Annotated in this window: 24 protein-coding genes; 1 reads left to right on the top strand and 23 read right to left on the bottom strand. The window is 37.0% G+C overall.

From position 1 onward, the window contains the following. Positions 1-125 precede the first annotated feature (125 nt). The 9 genes from dinG to dapB form a co-directional block, all read right to left on the bottom strand. Entirely contained in the window at positions 126-2,903 is a 2,778-nt protein-coding gene (dinG, locus tag FEZ13_RS06860; protein WP_146551983.1) for an ATP-dependent DNA helicase DinG, read from the bottom strand. Between the two features lie 307 nt (positions 2,904-3,210). Beyond that, complete coding sequence (panD, locus tag FEZ13_RS06865; RefSeq protein ID WP_146551984.1) at positions 3,211-3,597, bottom strand: aspartate 1-decarboxylase; 387 nt, start codon at positions 3,595-3,597, stop codon at positions 3,211-3,213. A gap of 17 nt (positions 3,598-3,614) precedes the next feature. Further along, positions 3,615-4,451, bottom strand: a complete 837-nt coding sequence (panC, locus tag FEZ13_RS06870) for a pantoate--beta-alanine ligase (protein ID WP_146551985.1) — start codon at positions 4,449-4,451, stop codon at positions 3,615-3,617. Continuing rightward, entirely contained in the window at positions 4,448-5,287 is an 840-nt protein-coding gene (gene panB / locus FEZ13_RS06875) for a 3-methyl-2-oxobutanoate hydroxymethyltransferase (protein ID WP_146551986.1), read from the bottom strand. Before panB ends, panC begins: the two co-directional genes overlap by 4 nt. Positions 5,288-5,505: 218 nt before the next feature. Continuing rightward, on the bottom strand, positions 5,506-6,489 hold the full coding sequence (locus FEZ13_RS06880; protein ID WP_146551987.1) for a biotin--[acetyl-CoA-carboxylase] ligase: 984 nt from the start codon (positions 6,487-6,489) through the stop codon (positions 5,506-5,508). After that, positions 6,473-7,663 carry a CCA tRNA nucleotidyltransferase gene (locus tag FEZ13_RS06885; RefSeq protein ID WP_146551988.1) on the bottom strand — a complete coding sequence of 397 codons (1,191 nt, stop codon included), beginning with the start codon at positions 7,661-7,663 and terminating at the stop codon, positions 6,473-6,475. The genes FEZ13_RS06880 and FEZ13_RS06885 overlap by 17 nt, the downstream gene beginning before the upstream one ends. Further along, entirely contained in the window at positions 7,656-8,792 is a 1,137-nt protein-coding gene (gene bshA, locus FEZ13_RS06890) for an N-acetyl-alpha-D-glucosaminyl L-malate synthase BshA (RefSeq protein WP_146551989.1), read from the bottom strand. The genes FEZ13_RS06885 and bshA overlap by 8 nt, the downstream gene beginning before the upstream one ends. A 15-nt stretch (positions 8,793-8,807) precedes the next feature. Continuing rightward, positions 8,808-9,212: a methylglyoxal synthase gene (gene mgsA / locus FEZ13_RS06895; RefSeq protein WP_146551990.1), complete on the bottom strand. Its 405-nt coding sequence runs from the start codon at positions 9,210-9,212 to the stop codon at positions 8,808-8,810. A gap of 16 nt (positions 9,213-9,228) precedes the next feature. After that, positions 9,229-10,026: a 4-hydroxy-tetrahydrodipicolinate reductase gene (gene dapB, locus FEZ13_RS06900; RefSeq protein WP_146551991.1), complete on the bottom strand. Its 798-nt coding sequence runs from the start codon at positions 10,024-10,026 to the stop codon at positions 9,229-9,231. Between the two features lie 442 nt (positions 10,027-10,468). Here dapB and FEZ13_RS06905 point away from each other — a divergent pair, with 442 nt between their 5' ends. After that, on the top strand, positions 10,469-11,335 hold the full coding sequence (locus tag FEZ13_RS06905) for a YitT family protein (RefSeq protein ID WP_146551992.1): 867 nt from the start codon (positions 10,469-10,471) through the stop codon (positions 11,333-11,335). A 588-nt stretch (positions 11,336-11,923) separates the two neighbouring features. Here FEZ13_RS06905 and FEZ13_RS06910 read toward each other — a convergent pair. The 14 genes from FEZ13_RS06910 to aroB all read right to left on the bottom strand — a co-directional run bounded on the left by FEZ13_RS06910 (position 11,924) and on the right by aroB (position 24,552). Next, the gene (locus FEZ13_RS06910; RefSeq protein WP_146551993.1) at positions 11,924-13,003 is read right to left on the bottom strand and encodes a glycerophosphodiester phosphodiesterase family protein; all 1,080 of its coding nucleotides are present in this window, start codon (positions 13,001-13,003) and stop codon (positions 11,924-11,926) included. A 315-nt stretch (positions 13,004-13,318) separates the two neighbouring features. After that, complete coding sequence (locus tag FEZ13_RS06915; RefSeq protein ID WP_146552769.1) at positions 13,319-13,996, bottom strand: zinc metallopeptidase; 678 nt, start codon at positions 13,994-13,996, stop codon at positions 13,319-13,321. 47 nt (positions 13,997-14,043) lie between these two features. Then, entirely contained in the window at positions 14,044-14,655 is a 612-nt protein-coding gene (lhaT, locus tag FEZ13_RS06920; RefSeq protein WP_370467637.1) for a lipoprotein heptaprenylglyceryl N-acetyltransferase LhaT, read from the bottom strand. Positions 14,656-14,834: 179 nt separating this feature from the next. After that, a complete protein-coding gene (locus FEZ13_RS06925) occupies positions 14,835-15,602 on the bottom strand; it encodes a menaquinol-cytochrome c reductase cytochrome b/c subunit (RefSeq protein WP_146551995.1) in 768 nt (255 codons plus the stop codon). A 43-nt stretch (positions 15,603-15,645) separates the two neighbouring features. Further along, on the bottom strand, positions 15,646-16,320 hold the full coding sequence (gene qcrB / locus FEZ13_RS06930) for a menaquinol-cytochrome c reductase cytochrome b subunit (protein ID WP_146549187.1): 675 nt from the start codon (positions 16,318-16,320) through the stop codon (positions 15,646-15,648). Between the two features lie 21 nt (positions 16,321-16,341). Further along, positions 16,342-16,845, bottom strand: a complete 504-nt coding sequence (locus FEZ13_RS06935) for a QcrA and Rieske domain-containing protein (RefSeq protein ID WP_146551996.1) — start codon at positions 16,843-16,845, stop codon at positions 16,342-16,344. 154 nt (positions 16,846-16,999) lie between these two features. Then, the gene (locus tag FEZ13_RS06940) at positions 17,000-17,449 is read right to left on the bottom strand and encodes a DUF2487 family protein (RefSeq protein WP_146551997.1); all 450 of its coding nucleotides are present in this window, start codon (positions 17,447-17,449) and stop codon (positions 17,000-17,002) included. Between the two features lie 48 nt (positions 17,450-17,497). Beyond that, positions 17,498-18,052 carry a ReoY family proteolytic degradation factor gene (locus FEZ13_RS06945; protein ID WP_146551998.1) on the bottom strand — a complete coding sequence of 185 codons (555 nt, stop codon included), beginning with the start codon at positions 18,050-18,052 and terminating at the stop codon, positions 17,498-17,500. A gap of 17 nt (positions 18,053-18,069) precedes the next feature. Continuing rightward, positions 18,070-19,323 carry a tetratricopeptide repeat protein gene (locus FEZ13_RS06950; protein WP_146551999.1) on the bottom strand — a complete coding sequence of 418 codons (1,254 nt, stop codon included), beginning with the start codon at positions 19,321-19,323 and terminating at the stop codon, positions 18,070-18,072. A gap of 249 nt (positions 19,324-19,572) precedes the next feature. Then, positions 19,573-20,862 carry a 3-phosphoshikimate 1-carboxyvinyltransferase gene (gene aroA / locus FEZ13_RS06955; RefSeq protein WP_146552000.1) on the bottom strand — a complete coding sequence of 430 codons (1,290 nt, stop codon included), beginning with the start codon at positions 20,860-20,862 and terminating at the stop codon, positions 19,573-19,575. Between the two features lie 15 nt (positions 20,863-20,877). Further along, positions 20,878-21,978, bottom strand: coding sequence for a prephenate dehydrogenase (locus tag FEZ13_RS06960; RefSeq protein ID WP_146552001.1), 1,101 nt, complete (start codon positions 21,976-21,978; stop codon positions 20,878-20,880). Beyond that, complete coding sequence (gene hisC, locus FEZ13_RS06965) at positions 21,975-23,075, bottom strand: histidinol-phosphate transaminase (RefSeq protein ID WP_146549194.1); 1,101 nt, start codon at positions 23,073-23,075, stop codon at positions 21,975-21,977. The genes FEZ13_RS06960 and hisC overlap by 4 nt, the downstream gene beginning before the upstream one ends. 27 nt (positions 23,076-23,102) lie before the next feature. Next, complete coding sequence (gene aroH / locus FEZ13_RS06970) at positions 23,103-23,465, bottom strand: chorismate mutase (RefSeq protein WP_146552002.1); 363 nt, start codon at positions 23,463-23,465, stop codon at positions 23,103-23,105. Next, complete coding sequence (gene aroB, locus FEZ13_RS06975; protein WP_146552003.1) at positions 23,458-24,552, bottom strand: 3-dehydroquinate synthase; 1,095 nt, start codon at positions 24,550-24,552, stop codon at positions 23,458-23,460. The genes aroH and aroB overlap by 8 nt, the downstream gene beginning before the upstream one ends. Positions 24,553-24,554: the final 2 nt, after the last annotated feature.

A 24,554-nucleotide genomic window follows, 5' to 3' on the forward strand; every position in this document is an offset into this window, starting at 1 on the left:
TCATGGGTATGGTCTTTTCGAACTAATCTCTCTTTCACTTTATCCAGTTGCGTTAGCCAGGATCTTGTCACTTTCGATAAAGAGCCACGTCCAACACCTGTTGATCATTTCGACTCGACTTCACTTTAATGATTATACCAATCTTCTAATTCGAAGACCATGTGTTCAAGTGATACTTTTTTGATTGGTATATCTGGTAATGCTTTCATAAATTCTTGTCCATATGATTTTGTATCAATCCGACGATCAAGTACGATAAAAACACCTTTATCATGTGATGATCGTATCAATCTGCCAAAACCTTGTCTAAAGCGTAAAATGGCTTCTGGTAAAGATAATTTATAGAACGTATTCATCCCTTTGCTTGCCAGTCTTTCTGCTTTTGCCTTAAAAAATGGTTCTTCGGGTGAAGAAAATGGTAAACGTACAACAATCACTGCAGATAGAGCATCTCCAGGTACATCCACCCCTTCCCAAAAGCTATTCGTTCCAAATAAAACAGAGTGTTCAAAGCGTTGGAACATCTTTAACAGGCGCATACGACTACCCGAAGACATTCCTTGTGCAAATAACATATAATCGTCCAATGTTCCTGTTTCTTGGATAAGCTCTACTGTTTTTCGAAGCATATCCTGAGCCGTAAACAATACAAAACATCTTCCTTGAGTTGCTAATACCGTTTGAACGATAGCATCTGCGACAGCTTCTATATAAGCTGTTTGCGATACTGTTTTTATATCTGGCATGTCTTCCACTATATAGACACTCGCACCGTCATAATAAGACTTAGGTGCTTGAAATTGATACAAAGGAACATTTTTTGAGAGCCCTAATTGCTGTGCGATAAAACGTTCATCATTCGGAACGGTCAATGTACCAGAAGTCCATATGATCCCCGATTGATGACGAAATGATTGCAGAACCTTTGTAATTTCTTTTTCAACTCGCACTGGTCTTTTAAACAAATGGAGACTTCCTGGCATACTTCTTGTGTCTATTTCAATCCAAGATGTATCTTCTTCCTGATACTGTAAAAAAAGAGCATTCCATTCTGCAAGTCTTATTTTAAGCTCACCAAGCTGAAATTGCCAATCCGCCAGATTCGCCTGTTGTTTTTTCGATAGTTCATCAGGGTAACGCAAGTAAGTCGCTGTAACTGATTCTGCAAGTTGAATCCATTGGGTTAATTTATGACTAAACTCTCTTCCAAAAGAAGGGTCTAATGGGATAGATGATCGTAAAAAACTAAATTTATGTTGATGTGTTTTAGTCCTGCGCAACGGCAATTGACCTATAAAAAAGTTAATCTCATTATCAAAAAGAGTGGTTATCTCTCCAAACAGTGATTCCAAGGTTGTCAACTGCCGACGAGGGATCTTATCTTGTCGTTTCATCCCCATATAAAAAGGATGCTCTATTGTATGTGTTTCAGTTGATTCTATCTGCCCAAATAGATATTTCCATTGAGTATATGAAAAAATTTTCTCATCTCTTATAGTAGCTGCCTGTATAAACTGATGCCCTTCATCTAAAATCCAACCACTTATATTTTCTAAAATCGGTTCTTTTCTACCTAAGTCAGCCAATACCATAGCATGATTAGTAATCACTAAATCGGCATTTTGACAATTCGTAAGTGCTTGGATATAAAAATCATAGGCACCTTTATGACGCGTATCAGATGTTGTTTCTGTTCGTCGTATTTTATCGATAAAATGCTGTCCGCCACCGGATACAGTGATTTCCCCTAGATCTCCTGTTTGGGTTTCCTGTAACCAAACAAGCAGTTGCATCTTCATGAAATTCTCATCGTAAGAATCATTCTTTACCTGCAAAAGATCACAAAACCGATCCATATCAACATAATGTTCCATACCCTTTACAAGCGCTGTAGAAACATCCGTTTTCAAAATGGCTTTTGCTTTCGGCAATTCTTCGAATAAAATTTGATCCAACAGATGTGATGTATAGGAACTAATCCCGACAGTACAAGTATTCTTTTTGGCAAATATGATCGAAGGGATAAGATATGCTAGCGTCTTCCCAATCCCTGTTGATGCTTCTGTCATAATTTCTTGCTTTGTCACAAGTGCCTGCCAGACTATATCCATCATTTTAAATTGATCTGGACGTACTTCAAAAGAATCGAATGCTGCTTCAAAAAGCTTTTCCTTTTCCTTGAAAGAAGATGGATAATGAAGCTCTTCTCTATCCGCTTTTTTGATTCTCATAGGCTGTTTTAAAGCAACATCCCGATAATAAATATGATTTTGTAAATCGTTTGAAAGCTTTCTTTTTATATGAATAGCCTCTAAAAATAGTTGAGATAAATTTGATTTTAATCGAAACGATCTCTTGTGGAGTTGTTCAGTTGTCACAAGAGGTAGAGCTAAAAGTTTTTCCCAACAAGTTTTTAATAAATAAGCTGTTGCTAATGCATCATCATCAGCGCGGTGAGCATGTGTCAGTTGAATGCCTAATTCCATCGTAATATCTTGTAGCTTAAAACTATAGGCAGTTGGAAAAAGAATTTTCGATAGTTCTACAGTATCCATATACTTTCCAAACCATTTGGGTAAACCTACTCGTTTAAATTCCGCTTGTAAAAATGGCAAGTCAAAATCTGTATTATGTGCAACAAATACCTTATCTTGTAGAATTTCATAAATCTGCTCTGCCTGCTCTTCAAAAGAAGGCGCCTCTTCAACATCTTTATCTGAAATATGTGTTAAATCTTGTATGAAATAAGGAATTTTCTTTCCTGGATTTACAAAAGAGGTATACGTTGATACGACCTTCCAATCTTTCATCAAAACGATGGCGATTTGAATGATGCGGTCTCCTTGTTGTGAGGAATGACCCGTTGTTTCTAAATCGACAATGGCGTAAGTTTGACTTTCCATTTATTCTTCACAACTTTCCGTTCATGGTATATGGATGATTTTATCATATTTCGAGAGGAATAGCTGTGAATGAACAGCAAGACATTGAAAATATTTTCTGCAATGAACAGCAAGCTTCATGCTTAAAAATAAAGACTGTTCAATGAATGATTTTTTCATTCATTAAACAGCCTATTACAATATTATTTTATCCCACGTAAATACATCATTCGCACTTCCGTAGATTTCCAAAAATAGAACTGTGGACTACCCGAAAGTTCTACCAACACACCATCGAGCAAAAAACACTCCCCATTGTGTGTTCGTTTTACTTTATGATGGTTGCCTCTGGTTCATCATGTATTAATTGCTTTACTTTATTGTTATCATCTAATATAGCAACAACAGGTTTGTGCTGTGCAGCTTCTTCTACTGTCATGTAACCATAGCCAATAATGATTACAATATCTCCCGGTTGCACTAATCTTGCGGCTGCTCCATTTAAGCAAATAACACCTGATCCTCGCTTTCCAGGAATTGTGTATGTTTCAAAACGTGCACCATTGTTATTGTTGACAATTTGAACTTTTTCGTTAGGCAGCATTCCTACTGTATCTAGTAAGTCTGCATCGATAGTAATACTCCCAACATAGTTTAAATCAGCTTGCGTTACAGTAGCACAGTGGATTTTTGAAGTCATCATCATTTTTAGCATTTCGTTAATCTCCTCAATTAAAAAAGAATATTATCTATTAATCGTACATTTGAAAAATAAACAGCTGTGGCAAGTAAAAAGTGTCGCGTTTCAGGATGAATCTCTTGTAAATCAGGGTAGCTACGTAATTCTAAATAATCGATCTTCCCTGATGTCTCACTTTCGATCATGGTTTTGGCGATTTGAATAGCCTTGTCTTTGTCATGGGATTGCAAAAATTCTTTCTGTGCTTGTTGCAAAGCTTTTTGTATAGTGGGTGCTTGTTTTCTTTCTTCTGCTGTTAAAAAAACATTGCGAGAACTTTTGGCAAGACCATCTTCCTCACGCACAATCGGCACGCTACAAATCGTTAACGGGAAATTAAAATCTCTAACCATCATCTTAATCAACGCTAATTGTTGCGCATCCTTTTGCCCAAAATAAGCATGGGTTGGTTGAACGATGTGGAATAGCTTCGATACGACTTGTAAAACACCATTAAAATGAATAGGTCTGGATGCTCCGCAAAGAATTTTAGACGCAGGTCCTGCTTCAAAGCGAATACCTCCATCTGTTGGGTACATTTCTTCTACTGATGGAACAAATAAATAATCGACCCCTGCTTCAGTTGCGATTTTTTCATCGTGTTTTAAATCTCTTGGATAACTTTCATAGTCTTCATTTGGCCCAAACTGTGTTGGATTGACAAAGTCACTCATTACAACAATATCATTATCTTTTCTAGCTGTCTTAGCTAGGGTTAAATGTCCATCATGCAAATAGCCCATTGTTGGTACTAATGCAATTTTCTTCTTGGCGGTTCTATACTTTTCAAGCTCTTGTTGTAATTCATCGATTGTTGTAACGACCTTCATCTTTTAATACCTCCATATAGCTGGCTAAGTGTTTCTTCTGACATTGAAAATTGATGTTCCGGCGCTGGGAATTTTCCTTGCTTAACAGCATCTCTATAAGCGGCTATCCCTTGTGTTGCTTTCTTTCCAATATCTGCGAAAGTCTGAACGAATTTAGGAACATGATGACTTCCATAAGACAAGGTGTCATGGAATACTAATACTTGTCCATCTACCTCTTGACCAGCTCCAATGCCAATAATAGGAATCGTTAGTTTTGCAGCTACAATACCCGCCAATTGATGTGGCACACATTCTAATACAATAGCGCAAACACCTGCTTCTTGTAGTGCCAAAGCATCATTGATCAACTTTTCAGCTGCTTCCGTTGTTTTTCCTTGCACCTTATATCCACCTAATACAGCAGCGGATTGTGGCTGTAAGCCTAAATGCCCTACAATGGGAATACCTGCTGAAATTAGTGTTTTAATCGCTTCGATTATATGTCCAGCACCTTCTAGTTTTAAAGCGTTGGCCCCTGTTTCTTGGAATAACCGTACTGCATTTTTTAACGTGTCCCCTACATCACCATGATAACTTCCAAATGGCATATCAATGACGACAAAGGTATCTTTTGCGCCTCTTCTTGTCGCTTTTCCATGATGAATCATATCTTCCAACGTCACGTTAACTGTGGAATCATAACCAAGAACGACCATTCCTAGTGAATCTCCAACTAAAATCATATCGATGTCAGCGTTTTCAGCAAGCATCGCGGAAGGATAATCATAAGCGGTCAACATCACAATTTTTTCATGACGTTCTTTCATCTTTAAAAATTCAGCTGTGCTTTTCATCCTTGCTCCTCCTTTTTTTAGAGGAAGAAAACAAAAAACCCTTCTATCTAAAAATGGACAGAAGGGTAGTGTAGTCTCACATTGAATCGTTTTCTTCCGTCCCTGTCTAATAAGATCAAGGCAGATTCTTTTGTTCAAGTATTAAAAATTGAGGTACAGTTCCGTTGAGATACTGTCCTATGGTACCACTATAACAATATTTAATGCGATTGCCAACATTATTTTTCAACTTCAATGTCCGCTGAATAGATTTCTTTTATGGTTCCATCGTCCAGTTGCAATTTTAATATGCCATCCTTTGTAATCCCAATGGCTTTTCCCACATAAACTTCACGTAGTGTTGTCGCCTTAATACGATTGCCAATCGTACAAGAACATTCTTCCCACAATGCTTTAATATTTTCAAAACCTTCTCTAATATACTGATTGCTGAATTTTTCTAAATAATAAAGAATCTTAGCCACAAGTTCTGCACGATCAATGGACTTACCCGTTGCTATCTTCAAGGACGTTGCTAAATTGACAATCTTATCATCAAAATCTTCAGGTTCCTGATTTACATTAATACCGATTCCCATAATAATCGCGTTTACACGATCTGGATCAGCTTGCATCTCTGTTAGGATCCCTGTGAATTTCATTCCGTTGATCAATAAGTCATTCGGCCATTTAATATCTGGTCTAACACCAGTGACATCCTTAATCGCACAAGTAACGGCAACAGCCGCTACTAATGTAAACTGTGGTGCTTCATAAGGAAGAACATTAGGACGTAAAATAACACTCATCCAAATCCCCTTACCTAATGGTGCACTCCAAGGTCGCTTTAAACGCCCTCTTCCTTCGGTTTGCTCCTCGCAGATCACAACTGTACCGTTTGGTGCTCCATCCTGTGCTTGCTGATGCGCTATCGTTTGAGTAGACGTCAGTGATTCTTCGTAAATGATTTTTTTCCCGAATTGCTCTGTTTCAAGTATAGCCGTTATTTTAGCAGGATCTAAAGTATCTGGTGTAGAAATTAGGATATATCCTTTTTTTCGAATAGATTCAAATTGATAGCCTTCTTCTTCTAATTGCTTCATATGTTTCCATATAGCCGTTCTGGACAAATTTAAATCATCTGCTAATTGTTGACCGGAGACAGGCTTTCCTTTCGCATCAAATAACCGTTTTAATAGTTCATATTTAATGGGTACGCTCATTTAATAACCATTCCTTTATTTGTTGTCGTTCATTTTTTAGACGATTTTCAAGAATTTCAATCAGTATTTGATCCAGCGATTCTTTTAACCATGGGCCACTTTTTCGACCGCTCCATTCGATCAAATCATGTCCTGTTATTACTAAATCTGATTTTTTTTGTAAAGCTAGACTAGATTTTATCTTCTCTATATCGATTAATGATTTAGGCTGTACAATTGTTTTTCCAAAATTGTTTGCAAATTCATAGGCTGTTTTCAATATTTCTAAATCGAACGTAAAGTAATCTTTTTTCGTCCAGCCCGTTGAGATTAGGGATTGATAGGCTTTGATGATTTCATCTACTTGTTTTTTTTCATTATTGGAACATTTAAAGGCATGCATCATCTGGCTATCTTGAGGCTGTTGCAATAGGCAAAAATAAGCCCATCCCTTCCGTGCATCTTCACTTGCCTTGAAATGATTCCAGTAGCTCGCTTGATGCCTATATTCTCCTGGCAAAAAGGGAGCTAAACCAGATTGATGAATATTGTACATAGCATTTTCAGGATGCTCGCTCGTAAAGATTTTATCGAACTCAGCTTTTATTCGCTCTACCGCTATAAAACGGATATCTTGAGCCTGTCTTGAAATGGCTTGAAATGTAGCATCATCAATTTGAAAACCTAATTGTGCACTAAAACGGATTGCACGAAGCATTCTTAAAGCATCTTCTTTAAAACGCTCTATCGGCTCTCCTACAGCCCTTATCACACCATTTTTTAAGTCCTCTTGACCACCAAACAGATCAATGATTTTCCGATCTCCCGACATCGCCATGGCATTAATCGTAAAATCACGTCTTTTTAGATCTTCCGCTAAAGAAGACACAAATTGCACCTGATCGGGACGACGATGATCCTGATAAGTACCTTCTGTACGATATGTCGTCACTTCTACAGGACTCATCGGATGAATAACTAAAACTGTACCATGTTGAATACCAACATCCGCCGTATGTGTAAAAACCCTTTTTACTTCTTCAGGTACTGCATTCGTAGCAACATCCACATCATTAACCATATGACCTCTGAGTGAATCGCGTACAGCTCCGCCCACGATTACCGCTTCATAGCCATTGTCCTCAAGTGACGCAATCACATCGAAAGCTGCTTGCCATGCTTTTTGTTCAGTCATGTTGTCGCGCCACCCTTTCATAGAGCGATTCATATTGATCGACAATTTTAGATGAGTGAAAATGATGATTCGCCGTAAAGATAGCATTTTCTCGGAACTGTTGAAGTTTACGTTCATCTCGTAATAAATCAATTGCATATCTTGCAGCCTCTTCGTAATCGCCAAGTTCTACAATATAGCCATTTTCTCCGTGCTGAATAACTTCAGGTATCCCACCAATATTGGTACCGATTCCTGGTACTCCACACGCCATTGCTTCTAATAATACGAGCCCAAAGGCTTCCTTTTCAGACATCAACAATTTTAAATCACTCATGGCATACAACTCGGACAAATTTTCTTGTTTGCCTAGAAACAAAATATCTGTCGCAAAAGGACATTTTTTCACTTCATGCATGATTTGGTTTTTTTCAGGGCCATCGCCAACTAATAATAATTTAGCGGGCATTTTCTCTCTTACTTTGATAAACGTTCGAATAACATCTGGTACATGTTTTACTTTTCGAAAGTTTGAAACATGTATTAATACCTTTTCATGCTCTTGAATACCAAAATCTTGTTTTAACTGAGTACCATCTTTCGGATAATATTCACGTTCATCTACAAAATTATAAATCGTTTCAATCGGTTTATCTGTTTCGATCAAATCATAGGTCTGCTGTTTTAAAGAAGATGAAACAGCTGTAACAATATCGGATTTCTCAATTCCATATCGAATGGCGCTCGTTAAAGAAGAATCATATCCTAAAACCGTAATATCTGTACCATGCAAGGTTGTGACGATGCCGATGTCTTGTCCTGACATATCCCGTGCTAGAACCGCACATACAGCATGTGGGATCGCATAATGGACATGTAATACATCTAACTCTTGACTTTGAATGACATCCGCCATTTTACTTGCCAAAGCAATATCATACGGAGGATATTGGAAAACCGAATAATTGTTCACTTGGACTTCATGATAAAAAATTGTCGGATAAACTTTATTTAAACGGAATGGCATACTAGATGTAATAAAGTGAATTTCATGACCTCTTTCTGCCAGCATCTTACCAAGCTCTGTTGCCATAACACCAGAGCCTCCGACGGTCGGATAACATGTAATACCGATTTTTAGTTTTTTCATCCGACCACTACCTTTCTAATTTCTGCGTTCTTGTATTAATCGCCAATCAATAAATCCCTTCTCTAATCCTTTCAATAATACTTCCGCTGTCCCCATATTCGTCGCTAAGGGAATTTGGTAAACATCACTTAAACGGATCAATGCGGATACATCCGGCTCATGGGGTTGTGCTGTTAATGGATCACGGAAGAAGATAACCATATCCATATCATTATTGGCAATCATAGCCCCTATCTGTTGGTCCCCGCCTAACGGTCCCGAACGAAATCGCTTTACATTCAAACCTGTAGCATCTATTACTCGTTGTCCAGTTGTCCCTGTTGCAAATATTTCATGTTGTGCCAAAATGTCACGATATGCTGTCGCAAATTGCACCATATCACTTTTTTTCTTGTCATGCGCAATTAGAGCGATTTTCATAGATAGTCATCACCTTTTATAAAATATTTTCTAACCCATAGACTAATTCTTTTAATTCCATTACTTTTTCAATTGATAATTTTACACCTGTCATAAATGATTTACGATCAAACGAATCGTGGCGAATGGTCAATAATTCTCCTGCTCCCCCAAAGAGAACTTGTTGATGTGCAACGAGTCCTGGTAAACGAACACTGTGGATGCGCATGCCATCAATATCAGCACCCCTTGCACCAGAAAGATTTTCATGTTCTTCTGGATTCCCTTGTTTATGTGGCACACGGTTTTTGGCTATCAGTTGAGCCGTTTTCACACCTGTACCAGATGGTGCATCTAATTTTCGATCATGGTGCATTTCAATAATTTCAACATCCGCAAAATAATTGGCTGCCATTTGAGCAAATTTCATCATTAGTACAGCACCAATAGCAAAATTAGGAGCGATTATACATCCTACCCCTGAAGTTTTCGCAATGGCCACAAGTTCTTCTAATTGTTCATCCGTAAATCCAGTTGTGCCAATGACAGGACGTACACCTGCAAAAAGGGCCGCCTTTGTATGTTCGTATCCTACTTTTGGTGTGGTCAAATCTACAAAAACATCTGCTTGTACAGCATCAAATAATGTATGTAATTCTGTATAAACAGGGACATTATATTGTTCTGGGAATTGTTCATATTGTGCTAAATTGGGTGCTAATTCTTTATGATCCAGCACTGCTACTAATTCCATATTATCGTCATTGATGACCGTATGTACTGCTTCTTGTCCCATTTTCCCTCTTGGTCCTGCGATTACAACTCGAATAGTCATTATTTCTCTTCCTTTCTAGTCCAACAATTATCATCTTATATTTCAATTTATCTCACATGAACAAGCCGTAAGATTCCTCTCTTCTCGGTTCAAATAAACATGAAGAAGTGGTGGGGATCTTCTACCTGTATATGCCCAATTGGTTCTACTAACATCTAATGAGGAGATGAAAATCCCTCTTCTTATCCTAATCAACTATCATCATTGTTGTCAAAATCTCAAAAATGCATGATAATATAATCTTGTGCGAAGTTATTAAAAAGAAACAATCTTACTAGCCATCTATACGCCCCAGCGTAATTGCGCCAACTATAGAGATGGCTTTTTCTGAATCAAGATCAATTTATGTTTCGCTGTCAAATTACGTATACTTCAAACCTAACTATTTATCTACACACTAACGTTATTATACTCTATACAACTAAAAATGAGGTGAAACGACATGCCAAATATTAAAATAAAAAATACTTTGTTCATTATATTAGGAGCCGCTATTTTCAGTTTTGGCTTTGTGCATTTTAATATTCAGAACCATCTTGGTGAAGGCGGGTTCAACGGTATTACATTAATCTTATACAATGTATTCCACTTGGATCCTGCGATCATGAACTTAATGTTAAATATACCCATGTTCGTCATCGGATGGCGTGTACTCGGTAAAAAAACTTTTGCTTATACGATTATTGGGACTGTATCTGTATCCGTATTTCTAAAAATATTTCAAATTTATCAATTTCCAATTGATTTGCATGATGATATGTTCCTTGTATCATTATTTGCTGGTGTATTTCTTGGTGTGGGGCTTGGTATCATTTTCCGTGTTGGGGGCACAACAGGTGGCGTAGATATCATTGCTCGATTAGTGAATAAATTCTTCGGTTGGCCGATGGGGAAAACGATGTTTATCTTTGATGCAACCGTCATCGTCTTATCATGGATAACGTATCTAGACGCTCGCTCTGTTATGTATACATTAGTCTGTGTATTTGTCACCGCTCAAGTCATTGACTTTGTACAAGAAGGAGCTTACGCAGCAAGAGGGGCGATCATTATTTCCAATAATAATCATAAAATTGCTGAGCGCATTGCCAAACAAATGGATCGGGGTGTTACGTTTTTAAAAGGGTATGGCTATTATACAAAGGAAGAACGCGAAGTCATCTATTGTGTAGTCGCCAAAAATGAAATGTTCAAGCTGAAAAGTATCGTTCTGACAGTAGATCCACATGCCTTCATATCTGTCTCTGAAGTGCATGACGTTAGTGGGGAAGGTTTTACTTTAGACGATCAAAAAAGACCGCTTGAATAAAACTTAGTGTGGATTTTCTTCATCTTTCTAGGTGTTCGCTAAATCAATCGGTTAGACTGTACCATCATAAAAAGTGAAGCTTCCATCAGTGGAGTTTTCTTCTTCCTCACTGAATAGAGGAACACTCAGGTGTTGCCACGTCCTGTGGTAACACCTGAGTGACCAACATCTTGTTGACCCGAATCAACCGGTTTTTTACAGGCAGTTGATCCCCCACTCTCTTTTCTCGTTTTTCCCTAACCTTAAGGTGTGTTCTTGCCGCCCGTTAACGCAGCATAAAATATGAAAAAATATAATTTTCCTCACGACATATTATTTATAAATATCATTATTCTTAATATACCAAGCACAAGTTTCTTCAATAGCTTGTCCATATGAAGTTGGCTCAAATTCAAAATTACTAGTAAATTTGCTTGAATCTACTGTAAAATCATTAATATTTTGATAGATTAATTCCAAAAAAATTACCCATTCATTCGAATATTAAAACTCTAGTATTGACTGACAAAAAATTATACTTTAAATGTATTTTACCCTGTAAGCTATTTGTTTCTTTACTATTTTCATGATTTAAACCACTCTTGTATTTCATTTCTTAATCATTTTCTGTGTGTCAGCTAAATAATCTGTGAAAACACCATCAACACCATATTGTAACGTTTTATGAATGAGCTCCTTCTCATTTGAATGATCGAACCAAGCATGCACTTTTAAATTCGCTTGATGCATTCTGTCGACAAAGCTTTTATCAATCAGCTGCGCATAAGGTCCTACACCTATTGCATATTGCTTAACAGCATTTATATTTACGTTTTTTACTGTGTCGCCAACTAATAGTAAAATTAGAGAAATATTAGGATCTAAACTTTTTACTCGCTTTAGACTATCCTGTGAATATGATTGTATGATGACTTGTTTTTCCAATCCATATTGATGAACTAGTTTTAATAATTCATCCTCCATCACAGTTTTTCCATCAACTTTCCTTGTTTCAATATAGTATTTCGTAGTCTTTCTAAAACGGGCAAAAATTTCTTCAAGGCTAGGTATTTTTTGACCATCACTCAAGCTTAATTGTTTTAACTGCTGTAAAGTATAATCTGAAACTTTTCCGGTACCATTAGTGGTTCTGTCTACTGTTTCATCATGCATAGCTATTAACTGGTTATCTTTCGTTAATCTAAGATCAATCTCGATGTAATCCGCCTTTTTATCAACAGCTTGCTTATAAGCGAGTAGAGAGTGTTCAGAAGCAAGATGATTAGCTCCTCCCCGGTGAGCAATGATTAAGGGATGAATTGCTATATTTTCTTTCGTAGTTTTTACTTTTGCTGCATTTGGAGTATTTTCGTGTTTCACTGATTTAATTGTTTTGACTACTTTAATATATTGACCATTTAACCAGCCTTTTTTATTTTTATATTTCATTTTATACCAAGTACCATTCTTAGTACGTTTTTTGGAAATATAAATAACCTTTTTTCCTTTTGGAACTACGAGAATACGTGAAGATTTTATACTAGCCCCCTTACGCATATTTATATTAGCTGTAGTTTTATAAGTTGAAATCGAACTTGCCTTTGCAATCTCTGCTCCCCCAAAAACATTCCCATCAGTATTGAGTAGTAATGATATTGCGATGATGCAACATACTACTGCCTTTTTCATATGATATTCTCCTCCAAATATATGTGTATTGACCAAAGAACGGCTTTTGTTATTTTTTCGACATATACTTGAATTGTTTTAGTCAAATTATGTATGATCTTACATCTCCGTCGTTTAATGAATAGCTAGATTCGGTAGATCATACCAAGAAATTTTCAACATTTATATGAGCTGTTTAAATACGTACATATAAAACAAAAAGGTACCTACAAATAAATTTTGTAGTATACCTTTTGGGCCTAGCTGAGTATTTTCATACAAACATTATGTTTGTACTACATCCTAACCAAGATGCCTTAATATTATTTACGAACACTATTCATCATCATTATTCATACCTGTAAAGACTAACAATAATCGTAACAATTCCAAGATGGCGGTAGCTGCTGCTGCTACATAAGTTAAAGCTGCTGCACTTAATACTTTTCGCGCATCAGGTTCTTCTTCATTACGAATAATTCCTAAGCTAACAACTTGATTGAGAGCGCGTTTAGATGCATCAAATTCTACGGGTAGCGTAACAAATTGAAAAAGTACTCCAACCGCTAATAGTATGATTCCAACAAGCATCAATGATTTTATTGATCCAAGGAGACCAATCATAATGAAAATCCATGATGCATTTGAAGAAATATTGGCTGCTGGTACTAATTTTGAACGAAATGTTAAAAAAGCATACGCTTCCTTATGTTGAATTGCATGTCCGCATTCATGAGCTGCTACAGCAGTACCAGCAACGGAAGCATGATGATAATTTTGCGATGATAAGGCTACAGTCTTAGTTGTTGGATCGTAATGATCCGATAAAACACCTGATGTTTCTACAACTCTTACATTACTTAGCCCATTGCTATCCAAAATGGTTCTTGCTACTTCTGCACCTGTCATCCCCGAAGTGGAACGAACTTCTGCATAACGCCTATACGTTTTTATTACCTTCCGTTGTGCATAAAGAGGCAATAACATTAACACGAGAAAATATACGATATACATCGCTATTGACAAATAAACCATCCTCCTATTACGTACTTAACCTTATTTTAAAGGGAATCATTTTTTACCGCAAACGATAACCTTTTTTGTGATACAAAATAAGCTAACGTAATACAAGCAATCGATAACCAGAATGTGAAATAGCCTATTTTAGACATGTACATAGAAAGCATACTATAGATCGGCATCTGACCAAAGACATAATCAATAACATCATTATGTAGAGTCCAAATTGAAGCAATTCCTACATGAATCATCTTCATATTATACATGGGGATATATAAAATTCCCTGAACAGCCATTGCAAAATGAGAAATAACAAGCATCCATCCTAGAAAACCAATTGACCCCATTTGCATAAATGCCAATATATTCATCACTACTGCCCAAAGACCATATTTAACTAATGTAATAAGCGCTAATGCTTCTATCAAGCCCCAGTTTTTGCCGAATAGCCATCCTATAATAGCAATCGAGAAAAAGAGAGTAGCTGTCGGACTATCGGGAACAAAAATATAAAAAATAGGACTCGTAATCGATAATTGCTCACCATACCAAATATAACCACCAATTGTCCCTAATATATTAATGATTAATAACATCCACAGAAAAAAACGGTGCGATAATATCTTCCATACAAACATCAATAGTCTAGTCATCATTTTCCCCTTATATTATAAAATAATTTGTTATGTATTATACAGTATTATCTTTATATGTAAAGAATAGAAGCAGTCCGAAAAAGAAAAAGAGCTACCCAAAAAGTCGGTGAAAACCAACTTTTCGGAGTAGCTCCATTAGCTAGTAAAAAATGTTTCGAAGATTATATAGTCCCCTATTATTCAGCTTTTAAACCTGAAATAAATTTAGCTAATTTTTGAAGATCTTCATCAGATCCTTTGTATTGGCCTGCTGGCATACCGCCTTTACCTTCATGTGCGATTTTAGCAATCTCATCAGCAGATAAACCTGTATCCGTTAGTGCAGGACCTGCACCACCTTGAAGTTTATCACCATGGCAGTTAATACATGATTGTTTCGCATATACTTTGTAACCTGGATCTTCTTGATTAATCTCAACCGCTTTAACGATTTGTCCTTGTTTCTTAGCAGCAGCCCAGTCATGGTTAACAACTGATTCCCATGTTAAGAAGACCATAGCAGCAAGTGTTAATAACATAAATGCTACTGGAAGTGGTCGTTTTAATGGCTTACGTTCAGGACCTCTATCTAAGAATGGCGCTAACATCAATGAACCAATCGCAATGGCTGGAATAACAATTGCACCAATTGTATTATAAGGACCTGAAGCATATTCATATTTAAGTAATTGATATAAGAATAAGAAATACCAGTCCGGCATTGGAATATAGCTAGTATTAGTTGGATCAGCTTGTCCCTCTAGTGGAGATGGGTGAGCAATTGTTAAAATTAAATAACCAACTAGGAATACCGCACCAACCATCCATTCTTTTAACAAGAAGTCTGGCCAGAATGGTTCTGTTTTGCCTGGATATTCGGAATAATCTGGTGGATATACGTTTTTGTTGTCCTTTTTTGGAACACGCGTATCTCCTACGAATTTCATTCCTTTTCCTTTATGCATTTTGTCCCCTCCTTAAGGAAATATTAATGGCTGTATTGTAATACTACAATGGGCCAGATATCCCTTGTCTACGAATCATGATAAAGTGCGCAGCAAGCAATGCAAGTAGACATGCTGGCAAGAAGAATACATGAATCGCAAAGAATCTTGTTAATGTTTGTGCACCGATGATGGATGAATCACCAGCTAATAATATTTTGATTGCTTCACCAATAAATGGTACAGAAGCTGCAATTTGAATACCTACTTTTGTAGCAAATAATGCTTTCATATCCCAAGGAAGTAGGTAACCTGTAAAGCCAAGGCCTAACATTACACAGAAGATTAGAACCCCAACAATCCAGTTCAATTCACGAGGCTTTTTATAAGATCCTGTGAAGAATACACGTAATGTATGAAGGAACATCATGACAATTACGAGGGAAGCGCCCCAGTGGTGCATACCACGCACAATTTCACCGAATGCTACCTCATTTTGTAGGTAGTAAACAGATTTCCACGCATTTTCGATATCTGGTACATAGTACATTGTTAAGAACATACCTGATAAAATTTGAATAACAGTAACGAAGAACGTTAACCCGCCAAAACAATATACGAATGCAGAGAAATGGTGTGCAGGGTTTACGTGCTCTGGAACTTCGTGGTCGGCAATATCGCGCCAAATCGGTGTAATATCAAGGCGTTCATCGACCCAATCATAGATTTTATTAAGCACTGATGTCGTACCCCCTTACAATTATACTAAAGTGTTTGCTCTTGTTTTTCCGATCAATAATAGACCGTCTTTTACTTTTACTTCAAACTCGTCTAATGGACCAAGTGGTGGTGTACCTGCCACATTTTTACCGTTTTTCTCATAACGGCCTCCGTGACATGGGCAATAGAATTCGTTTTTAAAATCCTTGTTACCATCCCAGTTAACCGTACAGCCTAAATGTTTACATACTGGTGAAAGCGCAATAATCTTATCCCCATCTTTATAAACCCATGCTGTATTTGTAACTTTTGATTTGTACCAAGCATCAACTTGTTCAAACGTAAAATCTACTTTTACAGGAGTGGCAGAAAGCTCTGAGGCTTTTTTGTCAGTAGGTACGAAGTCTCCCCCAGCTTTTTTTTGTAAAATTGGGTCGACTGCGAAGCGAGCCATTGGCATTAACATACCAGCTGCCATGAAACCACCAACACCTGTAAGTGTATAGTTCAAAAATTGACGTCTTGTGACACGATTGTTACTCATCCTTTTCCCCCCTCTAACTTCAGGTCAGTCCAACGGACAAACTTATACAAAATAGTAATACTAGGACATATCTATGATATATCAACTAAAATGTGAGGTCAATAACGCATTCAACTGTTTTATGTCCATTTGTGAACATTTATTGAAAGAAGATTTATTGTTTTGACCATTTTGAAGATAGCACTGGTATTACTTGTCTTAACTGATCACTTAGAACTGATTGTTTAACTTTTTCATCCATATCACCTAATGGAATAGATGGCAGCCAAATCATGTCGTAATTTGTTGTGAATCTATTCCATTCATGGTCAGATGTTATAAAGAAAATATATTTGAAACCAGCAGTCACTAATTCATCATAAATAGCTGTGATTATGTCTTCTTTTGACATTGACGCAGTATATGTAATTGGTGAAGTTAACACAATTCGTCCCTTGAATTGTTGTTCAATGAAATTTGTTAATGACATTAAAAATTCTGCCCCAGAAGCACTCTGTTTTATACCTAAATCTTTTCCTTCTAATATGACTAATGGAACTAATGCTGTATCAATAAACTCCTTTTGTGTTAAAAATTCATCAATATCCTTGCTTGTCCAAAACATTTGTATTCCTCCTAAAAGTAAGACTTCATCCAATGACGGATGAAGTCTTTATTTTTTTTCTACATTTTTAATCACATTCAATAATGCAGACAACTTATAAAACTTCTCTTTATCATTTTGATCTAATGCTTCATCAATCTGTTTTAAAATAGCTTCCTCTTGAAAAGTCTTCATACTATCTTGCAAAATTTCCTCTGCAAGCTGACGATCTGATTCGCTTATTTGTAAATAATTTGGCATATAAGGATTCTCCTCTAATACCGTTAAATATTCTCTACTTGGCGGAACCTTTGGAAAATTTAATTGGATGTACATCTCTTCATCTGAATGAAGTCTTAAATCATGGAAGGATTTTTCCGCATCTGCTGTCATAATATTCCCCCGATAGAAGCGAAATGGTATGCCAGATGATTCGGTTGTTGACATAACCATTGCTCGTGGGCAGTAATGTGCTTCTTCTACAAAATGAATATGTTCTAATAATTCATCATGACCAAGCAGATAATTCAAAATCCATACACACTCACGTCGTTTCATTTGGTACTTCTTTAAAAACCAGCGGACAAATTCTTTTTTGTCCAAGACAGAAACGGATGCGGTCATTTTGTATGAGCCTCCTCTCATTCAAAAGTTTGCAAAAGATCTTGCCAAGTAGGTTCTTCTGGTTGTAAAGCAATCAACTGTTTCACTACATCTTTTGCCTCAGCGCGTTTACCATCTTCAATCAAGAAATAAACGTATTTTTCAAGGAATAATGGATCTTCCTTATGGTCATTATATGCTAATTGATAAAAATCGTATGCACGTTCATACTTTTCTAATCGATCGTAAGAGATAGCTGCAAACGCCGATAAAGTCGACCAATCAAAACTTTCTTGCTCTAGTTTTTCGATTAGTTCAACAATTTCTTCATCTCGTTCTTCTTTTGAAAGGATCGAAACAAGGGTAATAATGGCTTCCATATATTCACTATCTAACGCAATTGCTTGTCGTAAATATTGTTCAGCTTCTTCTGGTAGGCTGTTTTTAAGGGCCATTTTTCCTGCAAATAGATAGAGTTCTTTATCATATTCGTCGCGAGTTATCCCCTCTTTAATCACCACTAATGCTTGTTGATTATTTTCAAGCATCGCATAACTTTGCGCTAATAGCAGATAGGCTGAAAAGTAATCTGGATCTAAAGTTTTTAAATCCTCCGTATATCGAATAGCTGTTTCATACATTTGTGATTGAAATGCAGAATAGGCTGCACCAAATAATAGGTCTGGTGATGTATTATCCTCAAGTGCTTTCATATAAAAGGTTAAGGCCTCTTCAAACGCAGCTCCTGCACGATGTACTTCTGCTAATCGCTCAACTAACCGTACCCCTGCTATTTCAGTGTGTTCTTCGTATAATTCATGATAGATACGAGCTGCCTCCGTAAAACGTCCCATTTCCATTAATAATTCTGCTTTTGCAAAATGTAGTAAGGGTTCATCTGGCAATAAATCTAATGCTTCATCTATACGCTGCTCTGAAACTTCATATAACCCTTGCATTTGATAATAATCCGCTAAAGCCAATAAAACTTGTGGATACTCTGGTGCAGCAGTGTCGATCGACATCAATAAATTTAATGCCTCATCCTCTTGTTCTCGCTCCATCAATAATGTAGCACGATCAATTTTAAGTTGCGCTTCATCTGGGAATAAATATAATAAGTGTTCTAATAATTCATCAGCTTCCTCTAAAAAGCCGAAATTCGTCAGCAACCCTATTATTTCATATTGTATAGAAGGATCTGCCTGTATTTTAAAATCTTCGAGAAGATTTTGAATGCCTTCTAAGTTCCCTTTTTGAATGGTATCAATCATTTTTTCCTGTATATCCATTTTGTCACCTGATTCTACTTTTTATGCCTTCATTAAGCTGAGCTGCGACTTTAGCACAGCTAAAAATAACTCCCCTCATACACTTTTTAACCTTCAATTGAATCATTAAAATAACCGCTTTCGATTTGGATTTTCCAATGATTTTCGAAGCTAGATGCACTGCCTTCGCTTTTAACATTATGCTACATGACTATGGCTTTATACACAAGGAAAAACTCTCCTAATATAGGAGAGTTTCTTGAGAACCTACTATTTTATAATTTTTTGAATATCTTCAAAGAATGTTGGATAAGATACCGCGATACACTCTATATCATCCAATTCGACAGCATCATCTGTCAACAGTGCCGCAATCGCGCCCATCATACCAATACGATGATCTCCGTATGTTTGAAGAGAGGCCCCATGGAGCTCGCTGCCACCATGAATAATCATGCCATCATCCGTTGCTTCGATGTCGGCACCCAATTTTTTTAACTCATTAACGACCGCCGTAATACGATCCGTTTCTTTTACCTTCAACTCAGCTGCATCTCGAATAACTGTCGTTCCTTTTGCCTTAGTAGCAAGTAAAGCAATAATCGGGATTTCATCAATCAGCCGAGGGATTAGCTCACCATCTATTGTTATAGCTGCTAAATCAGATGTTCGAACCGTAATCGTAGCAGTAGGCTCAGCAGCTTCTTCATCAGCTACTATTATTCCCATATCAGCGCCCATTGCAGCTAATGCATCAATAATTCCTGTCCGCGTAGGATTAAAACCGACATTATGCAGTGTGATTTCGCTATTTTCAGCCATTACACCAGCTACTAAAAAGAATGCTGCAGAAGAAATATCGCCTGGTACATCTACATGTGTCGCGTGTAAAGTTTGTCCTCCTTTGTAAGATACGGTTCCGTTTTCTATAGTTATTTCTGCTCCAAATTGACGTAGCATTCTTTCAGTATGATCTCTTGAGACACTTTTTTCATGAATGACAGTAGTCCCTTCGGCTTGTAACGCTGCCAGTAAAATAGCTGATTTTACTTGTGCACTAGCTACGGGCATTGTATACTCAATCGCATGTAGCGGACTACCTTTTATCGCTAAAGGTGTATACTGCCCATCCATTCTTCCTGTAATATGTGCACCCATTTTACGAAGTGGTGTAATCACACGTTTCATAGGTCTTTTTCCAATAGAAGCATCACCGTTTAGAATGGCATGTATGTTAGATCCAGCTAGTAACCCTAACATTAAACGAGTCGTTGTACCAGAATTTCCTGTATATAAAATATCGATAGGTTCTTTCCAATTTTTCATGCCTTGACTATCGATCACCACATTTGTATCATTCAGTTCGATTTCAACCCCAAGCTTTCTAAAACAGTCAATCGTACTTAAACAATCATCACCTAATAAAAAACCACTTACAGTTGTGCGACCTTTTGCAATACTCCCAAACATAATGGAACGGTGCGAAACAGATTTATCGCCAGGAACTGTAATGTCGCCATGTAGAATAGGCTTTTTATAATGTAGTCTTACATCTGCCAAATTATGCAACCTCCTTTACGATATATATACCTCGTATGGGCTACGTTTTTCAATACAAGCAGCCGCCTTTGCTCGGTCATCTGCATTTTGGAAACTAACGACCAATATTCCGAAGATATCTTCACGTGTTTCTACAATTCGAATATTCGCAATGCTAATTTGCTCATCAGCTAAATAAGCAGTGATTTCTGCAATACTCCCTGGATAATCAGGTACATCAATATACAAGTCATAAGTTGAATAAACCGCCCCTTGAGCAGTACTTGGAAGTTCATCTCTGAAAGCCTTTGCCTCTGCAAAGAAAGCTTCGATTTGTTGGTCATCTCCACTTTCCAATAGTGCTTGGACTCTTGACATTTCTTTTTGCCAATTAGCAAGTTGATGACTAATTTGTTTACGATTTTGCAGTGTAATATCACGCCATAAAATAGGATTAGATGATGCTACTCGCGTAATATCTCTGAATCCTCCAGCCGCTAGAAGCTTTGTTAAAGAATTATCTTTACTCTCTTTGGCGAGCTGATGTACTAATGAAGCTGCTACGATATGTGGAAAATGACTCACTACAGATGTCATTTGATCATGAGTTTCTGCTAAAACAGTCGTTAGTTTTGCTCGTGTATATTGAAGAACATTTTTTAACTGTTGTATTTTGTTTTCATCTTCATCTTCATGTGGTGTCAGCATATAATAAGCATTTTCAAAAAGATAAGGTTTTGCAGCAAGGACACCGCTTTTATGAGAACCTGCCATTGGATGTCCTCCGATGAAAGTAATTCCCAAGCCTTTTAATTCAACCGCTTTTTGCATAATCAGTGATTTTGTACTTCCTGTATCAGTGACAATTATATTGTCAGGTAAATCCCAAGTTTTCAATCTTTCCATCCATTCGATCGTAGCATTAACCGGTGTAGCAAAAAGTAGGATATCTACATCTTTTACAGCCAACTCAGGTTGTTTTGTGACATCTTGCACGACACCTAGCACTTTGGCACTTTGAAGTGTTTTTTCGTTTGTGTCATAACCTATCACTTGAATACTCGATGATTTTTGTAAAGCCAATGCAATGGAACCGCCGATTAGACCTAACCCTATGATAAGGACTTTTTGCTTCAAGAAAAGACGCCTTCTTCTTTTAAAATCTCTGTCAATTGTGCTAGTAATCCTTCATTTTGTGCTTGTGTGCCAATTGTCACTCGAATATATCCTGGTGTTCCAAGTGCATTACCACTTCGAATAATGAAACCGCGTTGCATTAGTTTTTGGAATACAACATCACTATCTGCTTTTATTTCCATTAATACAAAATTCGTATCTGATGGATAATAATGTAGATCATGTTCATCACAATAGGCTTCGATTTGTTCCTTACCTTTTGTATTTTCCTCACGGCATTTTTGAATATATGCTTGGTCTTGTAAAGCAACTTGAATAACAGCTTGACTTAACCCTGTATTATTAAATGGTCCTCTGACTGGATCTAATTTAGCGATTAAATCTTTATTAGCAATTCCATACCCAACTCGGAATGTGGCTAAGCCATATGCTTTTGAGAATGTACGCAAAATGATCAAATTAGGATAATCATGAATGTATGAAATCGTGTCTTTGTGATTTTTATTTGTGACATATTCAAAATAAGCTTCATCTAATACGACTAGTACATCTTTTGGAACACGTTTTAAAAATGATTTCAGTGGTGCATCTTCTACAACGACACCTGTCGGATTATTTGGACTACATACCCATACAATCGCTGTATTTTCATCGATTTCTTTCAACATTGCATCCAAATCATGATTACCATCTTTTAATGGGACTTCACGAATTTCTGCACCTTCGATTCGGGCATTATGTGCATACTGAGAAAATGTAGGATTACCCATTACCGTATTCACACCTGGGTGTAATAGAGCACGTGTAATAATACTGATCAATTCATCAGAACCGTTACCGAAAATTAGTTCATCTCCTGAAACGCCAAGATGTTTTGCGACAGCCGCACGCATGTCTGTAGCATAACCATCTGGATATAAGGCAAAATTGAAAGACTCTTTCGCCAAAAACTCATGTACTTTTGGCGAACTACCAAATGGATTTTCATTGGAAGCCAATTTGACAATATGATCTAATCCAAATTCACGTTTTACCGCATCAATTGATTTTCCTGGTTGGTAAGCTTTCATGCCATTAATTTGTTCTTTCCATTTCATAAAAAAATCTCCTCTTTCCGGTAACATTTATTTTGCTAAATCTGGTCGTAACTTAATCGCATCATTCAAATAAATATGTCGAATGTCTTTTTGCTTTTCATCAGTATCCACATGTATTAATACACGAATACATAGTGGTAGAGCTCCAGGCACATTCATCTCATGCATACACATAACAGGGACATAATTCCAATTTTCTAATGTACGAACAGCCTTTGCTGGAAAGGCTGAAACAATATCTGGAGTGGTAGAAACAATTACTGAAGCAACGTTTTCCGGTTCAATATGATTGGCAGCAATCATTTCTTGCATCAGATGAGTCGTTTCTTGTAACACAAGTTGAGCATCATCATGTTCAATCGTCACCGCGCCCCTTACGCCTCTAATCATAAGCTACCTCCTCTAATAATTTTCTTAAAAGATGATCCAATTCACGACATTCTTGTTGAGAAATTTTTTGAACGAATGGTTGACCAACTTTTCGTAATAAGACAAATTGCAAATGACCATATTCAGCTTTTTTATCTTTCATCAAATAACTGAGTAGTTCATCAAAAGTAAATTTTCTTACCGCTTCAAATGGATAACCATTTGAAAGGGCAAATTGTAAAAATTTTTTCGTGAATGAATGTGTAATGTCTCCATAACGTTCACTAAGTAATAGAGCATATACCATCCCAATCATAACAGCCTCTCCATGAGCTACCTTTCCAAAACCAGACGCAGCCTCTATTGCATGACCATATGTATGGCCAAAGTTCAAATATTTCCGAACAGAGTGTTCTTCCTCGTCTTGTTCCACAATATTGGCTTTGACACGAATACCTTGTTCTAAATTATGCTCTAATTGTTCTTTAGATAGTGACAGAATAGAAGGATAGTCCATCAGCTGCTGCAACCATTTTTCATCAGAAATCAAAGCATGCTTGATCACTTCTGCCATACCGGAACGGATTTCTCGTTGCGGTAAGCTTTCCAAAAAGTCAATATCATAAATAACGCCTTCAGGCTGGTAAAAAGCACCAATCATATTTTTTCCTAGTGGATGGTTAATCGCCGTTTTTCCTCCAACCGCACTATCATGAGCCAAAATAGTTGTTGGTATTTGTATAAATGGCACACCTCTCATAAAAGTTGCGGCGACGAATCCTGTTAAATCGCCTACAGCCCCGCCTCCGAACGCAAATAAAAACGATTTTCGTGTGCATTTTTTTTCAAGAAGAAAAGTTTGGGCAGCAAAGTAATGATCAAATGTTTTACAAGCTTCTCCACCAGGCAAAACAAACACGTCAAATGGAAATGGAAAATTATTTGTAAATGGTTCTTTGTAAATTTTCCATACATGTTCATCTGTAAAAACAATCAAACGATCAGCTTTTGAAATTTCCTCTTTAAATGACTGAACGGCTTTTGTCAAATGACCGCTGCCAATTTGTACTTCATAAGCATGTGAGCGTGCCTTAACAGGGATATTCATTC

The sequence above is a fragment of the Rummeliibacillus sp. SL167 genome (assembly GCF_007896505.1).
Lineage (GTDB): Bacteria > Bacillota > Bacilli > Bacillales_A > Planococcaceae > Rummeliibacillus > Rummeliibacillus suwonensis.

Excerpts from the sequence above, each read along its gene's own strand:
- lhaT (WP_370467637.1), bottom strand. The coding sequence starts at position 14,655 with ATGACTAGACTATTGATGTTTGTATGGAAGATATTATCGCACCGTTTT.
- dapB (WP_146551991.1), bottom strand. The coding sequence starts at position 10,026 with ATGACTATTCGAGTTGTAATCGCAGGACCAAGAGGGAAAATGGGACAA.
- FEZ13_RS06935 (WP_146551996.1), bottom strand. The coding sequence starts at position 16,845 with ATGAGTAACAATCGTGTCACAAGACGTCAATTTTTGAACTATACACTT.
- bshA (WP_146551989.1), bottom strand. The coding sequence starts at position 8,792 with ATGAAAAAACTAAAAATCGGTATTACATGTTATCCGACCGTCGGAGGC.
- FEZ13_RS06915 (WP_146552769.1), bottom strand. The coding sequence starts at position 13,996 with ATGTATATCGTATATTTTCTCGTGTTAATGTTATTGCCTCTTTATGCA.
- dinG (WP_146551983.1), bottom strand. The coding sequence starts at position 2,903 with ATGGAAAGTCAAACTTACGCCATTGTCGATTTAGAAACAACGGGTCAT.
- FEZ13_RS06885 (WP_146551988.1), bottom strand. The coding sequence starts at position 7,663 with ATGACTGAACAAAAAGCATGGCAAGCAGCTTTCGATGTGATTGCGTCA.
- mgsA (WP_146551990.1), bottom strand. The coding sequence starts at position 9,212 with ATGAAAATCGCTCTAATTGCGCATGACAAGAAAAAAAGTGATATGGTG.
- aroH (WP_146552002.1), bottom strand. The coding sequence starts at position 23,465 with ATGATTAGAGGCGTAAGGGGCGCGGTGACGATTGAACATGATGATGCT.
- FEZ13_RS06925 (WP_146551995.1), bottom strand. The coding sequence starts at position 15,602 with ATGCATAAAGGAAAAGGAATGAAATTCGTAGGAGATACGCGTGTTCCA.
- panB (WP_146551986.1), bottom strand. The coding sequence starts at position 5,287 with ATGAAAAGCACAGCTGAATTTTTAAAGATGAAAGAACGTCATGAAAAA.
- FEZ13_RS06905 (WP_146551992.1), top strand. The coding sequence starts at position 10,469 with ATGCCAAATATTAAAATAAAAAATACTTTGTTCATTATATTAGGAGCC.
- panD (WP_146551984.1), bottom strand. The coding sequence starts at position 3,597 with ATGCTAAAAATGATGATGACTTCAAAAATCCACTGTGCTACTGTAACG.
- FEZ13_RS06880 (WP_146551987.1), bottom strand. The coding sequence starts at position 6,489 with ATGAGCGTACCCATTAAATATGAACTATTAAAACGGTTATTTGATGCG.
- FEZ13_RS06950 (WP_146551999.1), bottom strand. The coding sequence starts at position 19,323 with ATGGATATACAGGAAAAAATGATTGATACCATTCAAAAAGGGAACTTA.
- hisC (WP_146549194.1), bottom strand. The coding sequence starts at position 23,075 with ATGAAATGGAAAGAACAAATTAATGGCATGAAAGCTTACCAACCAGGA.
- FEZ13_RS06910 (WP_146551993.1), bottom strand. The coding sequence starts at position 13,003 with ATGAAAAAGGCAGTAGTATGTTGCATCATCGCAATATCATTACTACTC.
- panC (WP_146551985.1), bottom strand. The coding sequence starts at position 4,451 with ATGAAGGTCGTTACAACAATCGATGAATTACAACAAGAGCTTGAAAAG.
- FEZ13_RS06945 (WP_146551998.1), bottom strand. The coding sequence starts at position 18,052 with ATGACCGCATCCGTTTCTGTCTTGGACAAAAAAGAATTTGTCCGCTGG.
- aroB (WP_146552003.1), bottom strand. The coding sequence starts at position 24,552 with ATGAATATCCCTGTTAAGGCACGCTCACATGCTTATGAAGTACAAATT.
- FEZ13_RS06940 (WP_146551997.1), bottom strand. The coding sequence starts at position 17,449 with ATGTTTTGGACAAGCAAGGATATTGATGAATTTTTAACACAAAAGGAG.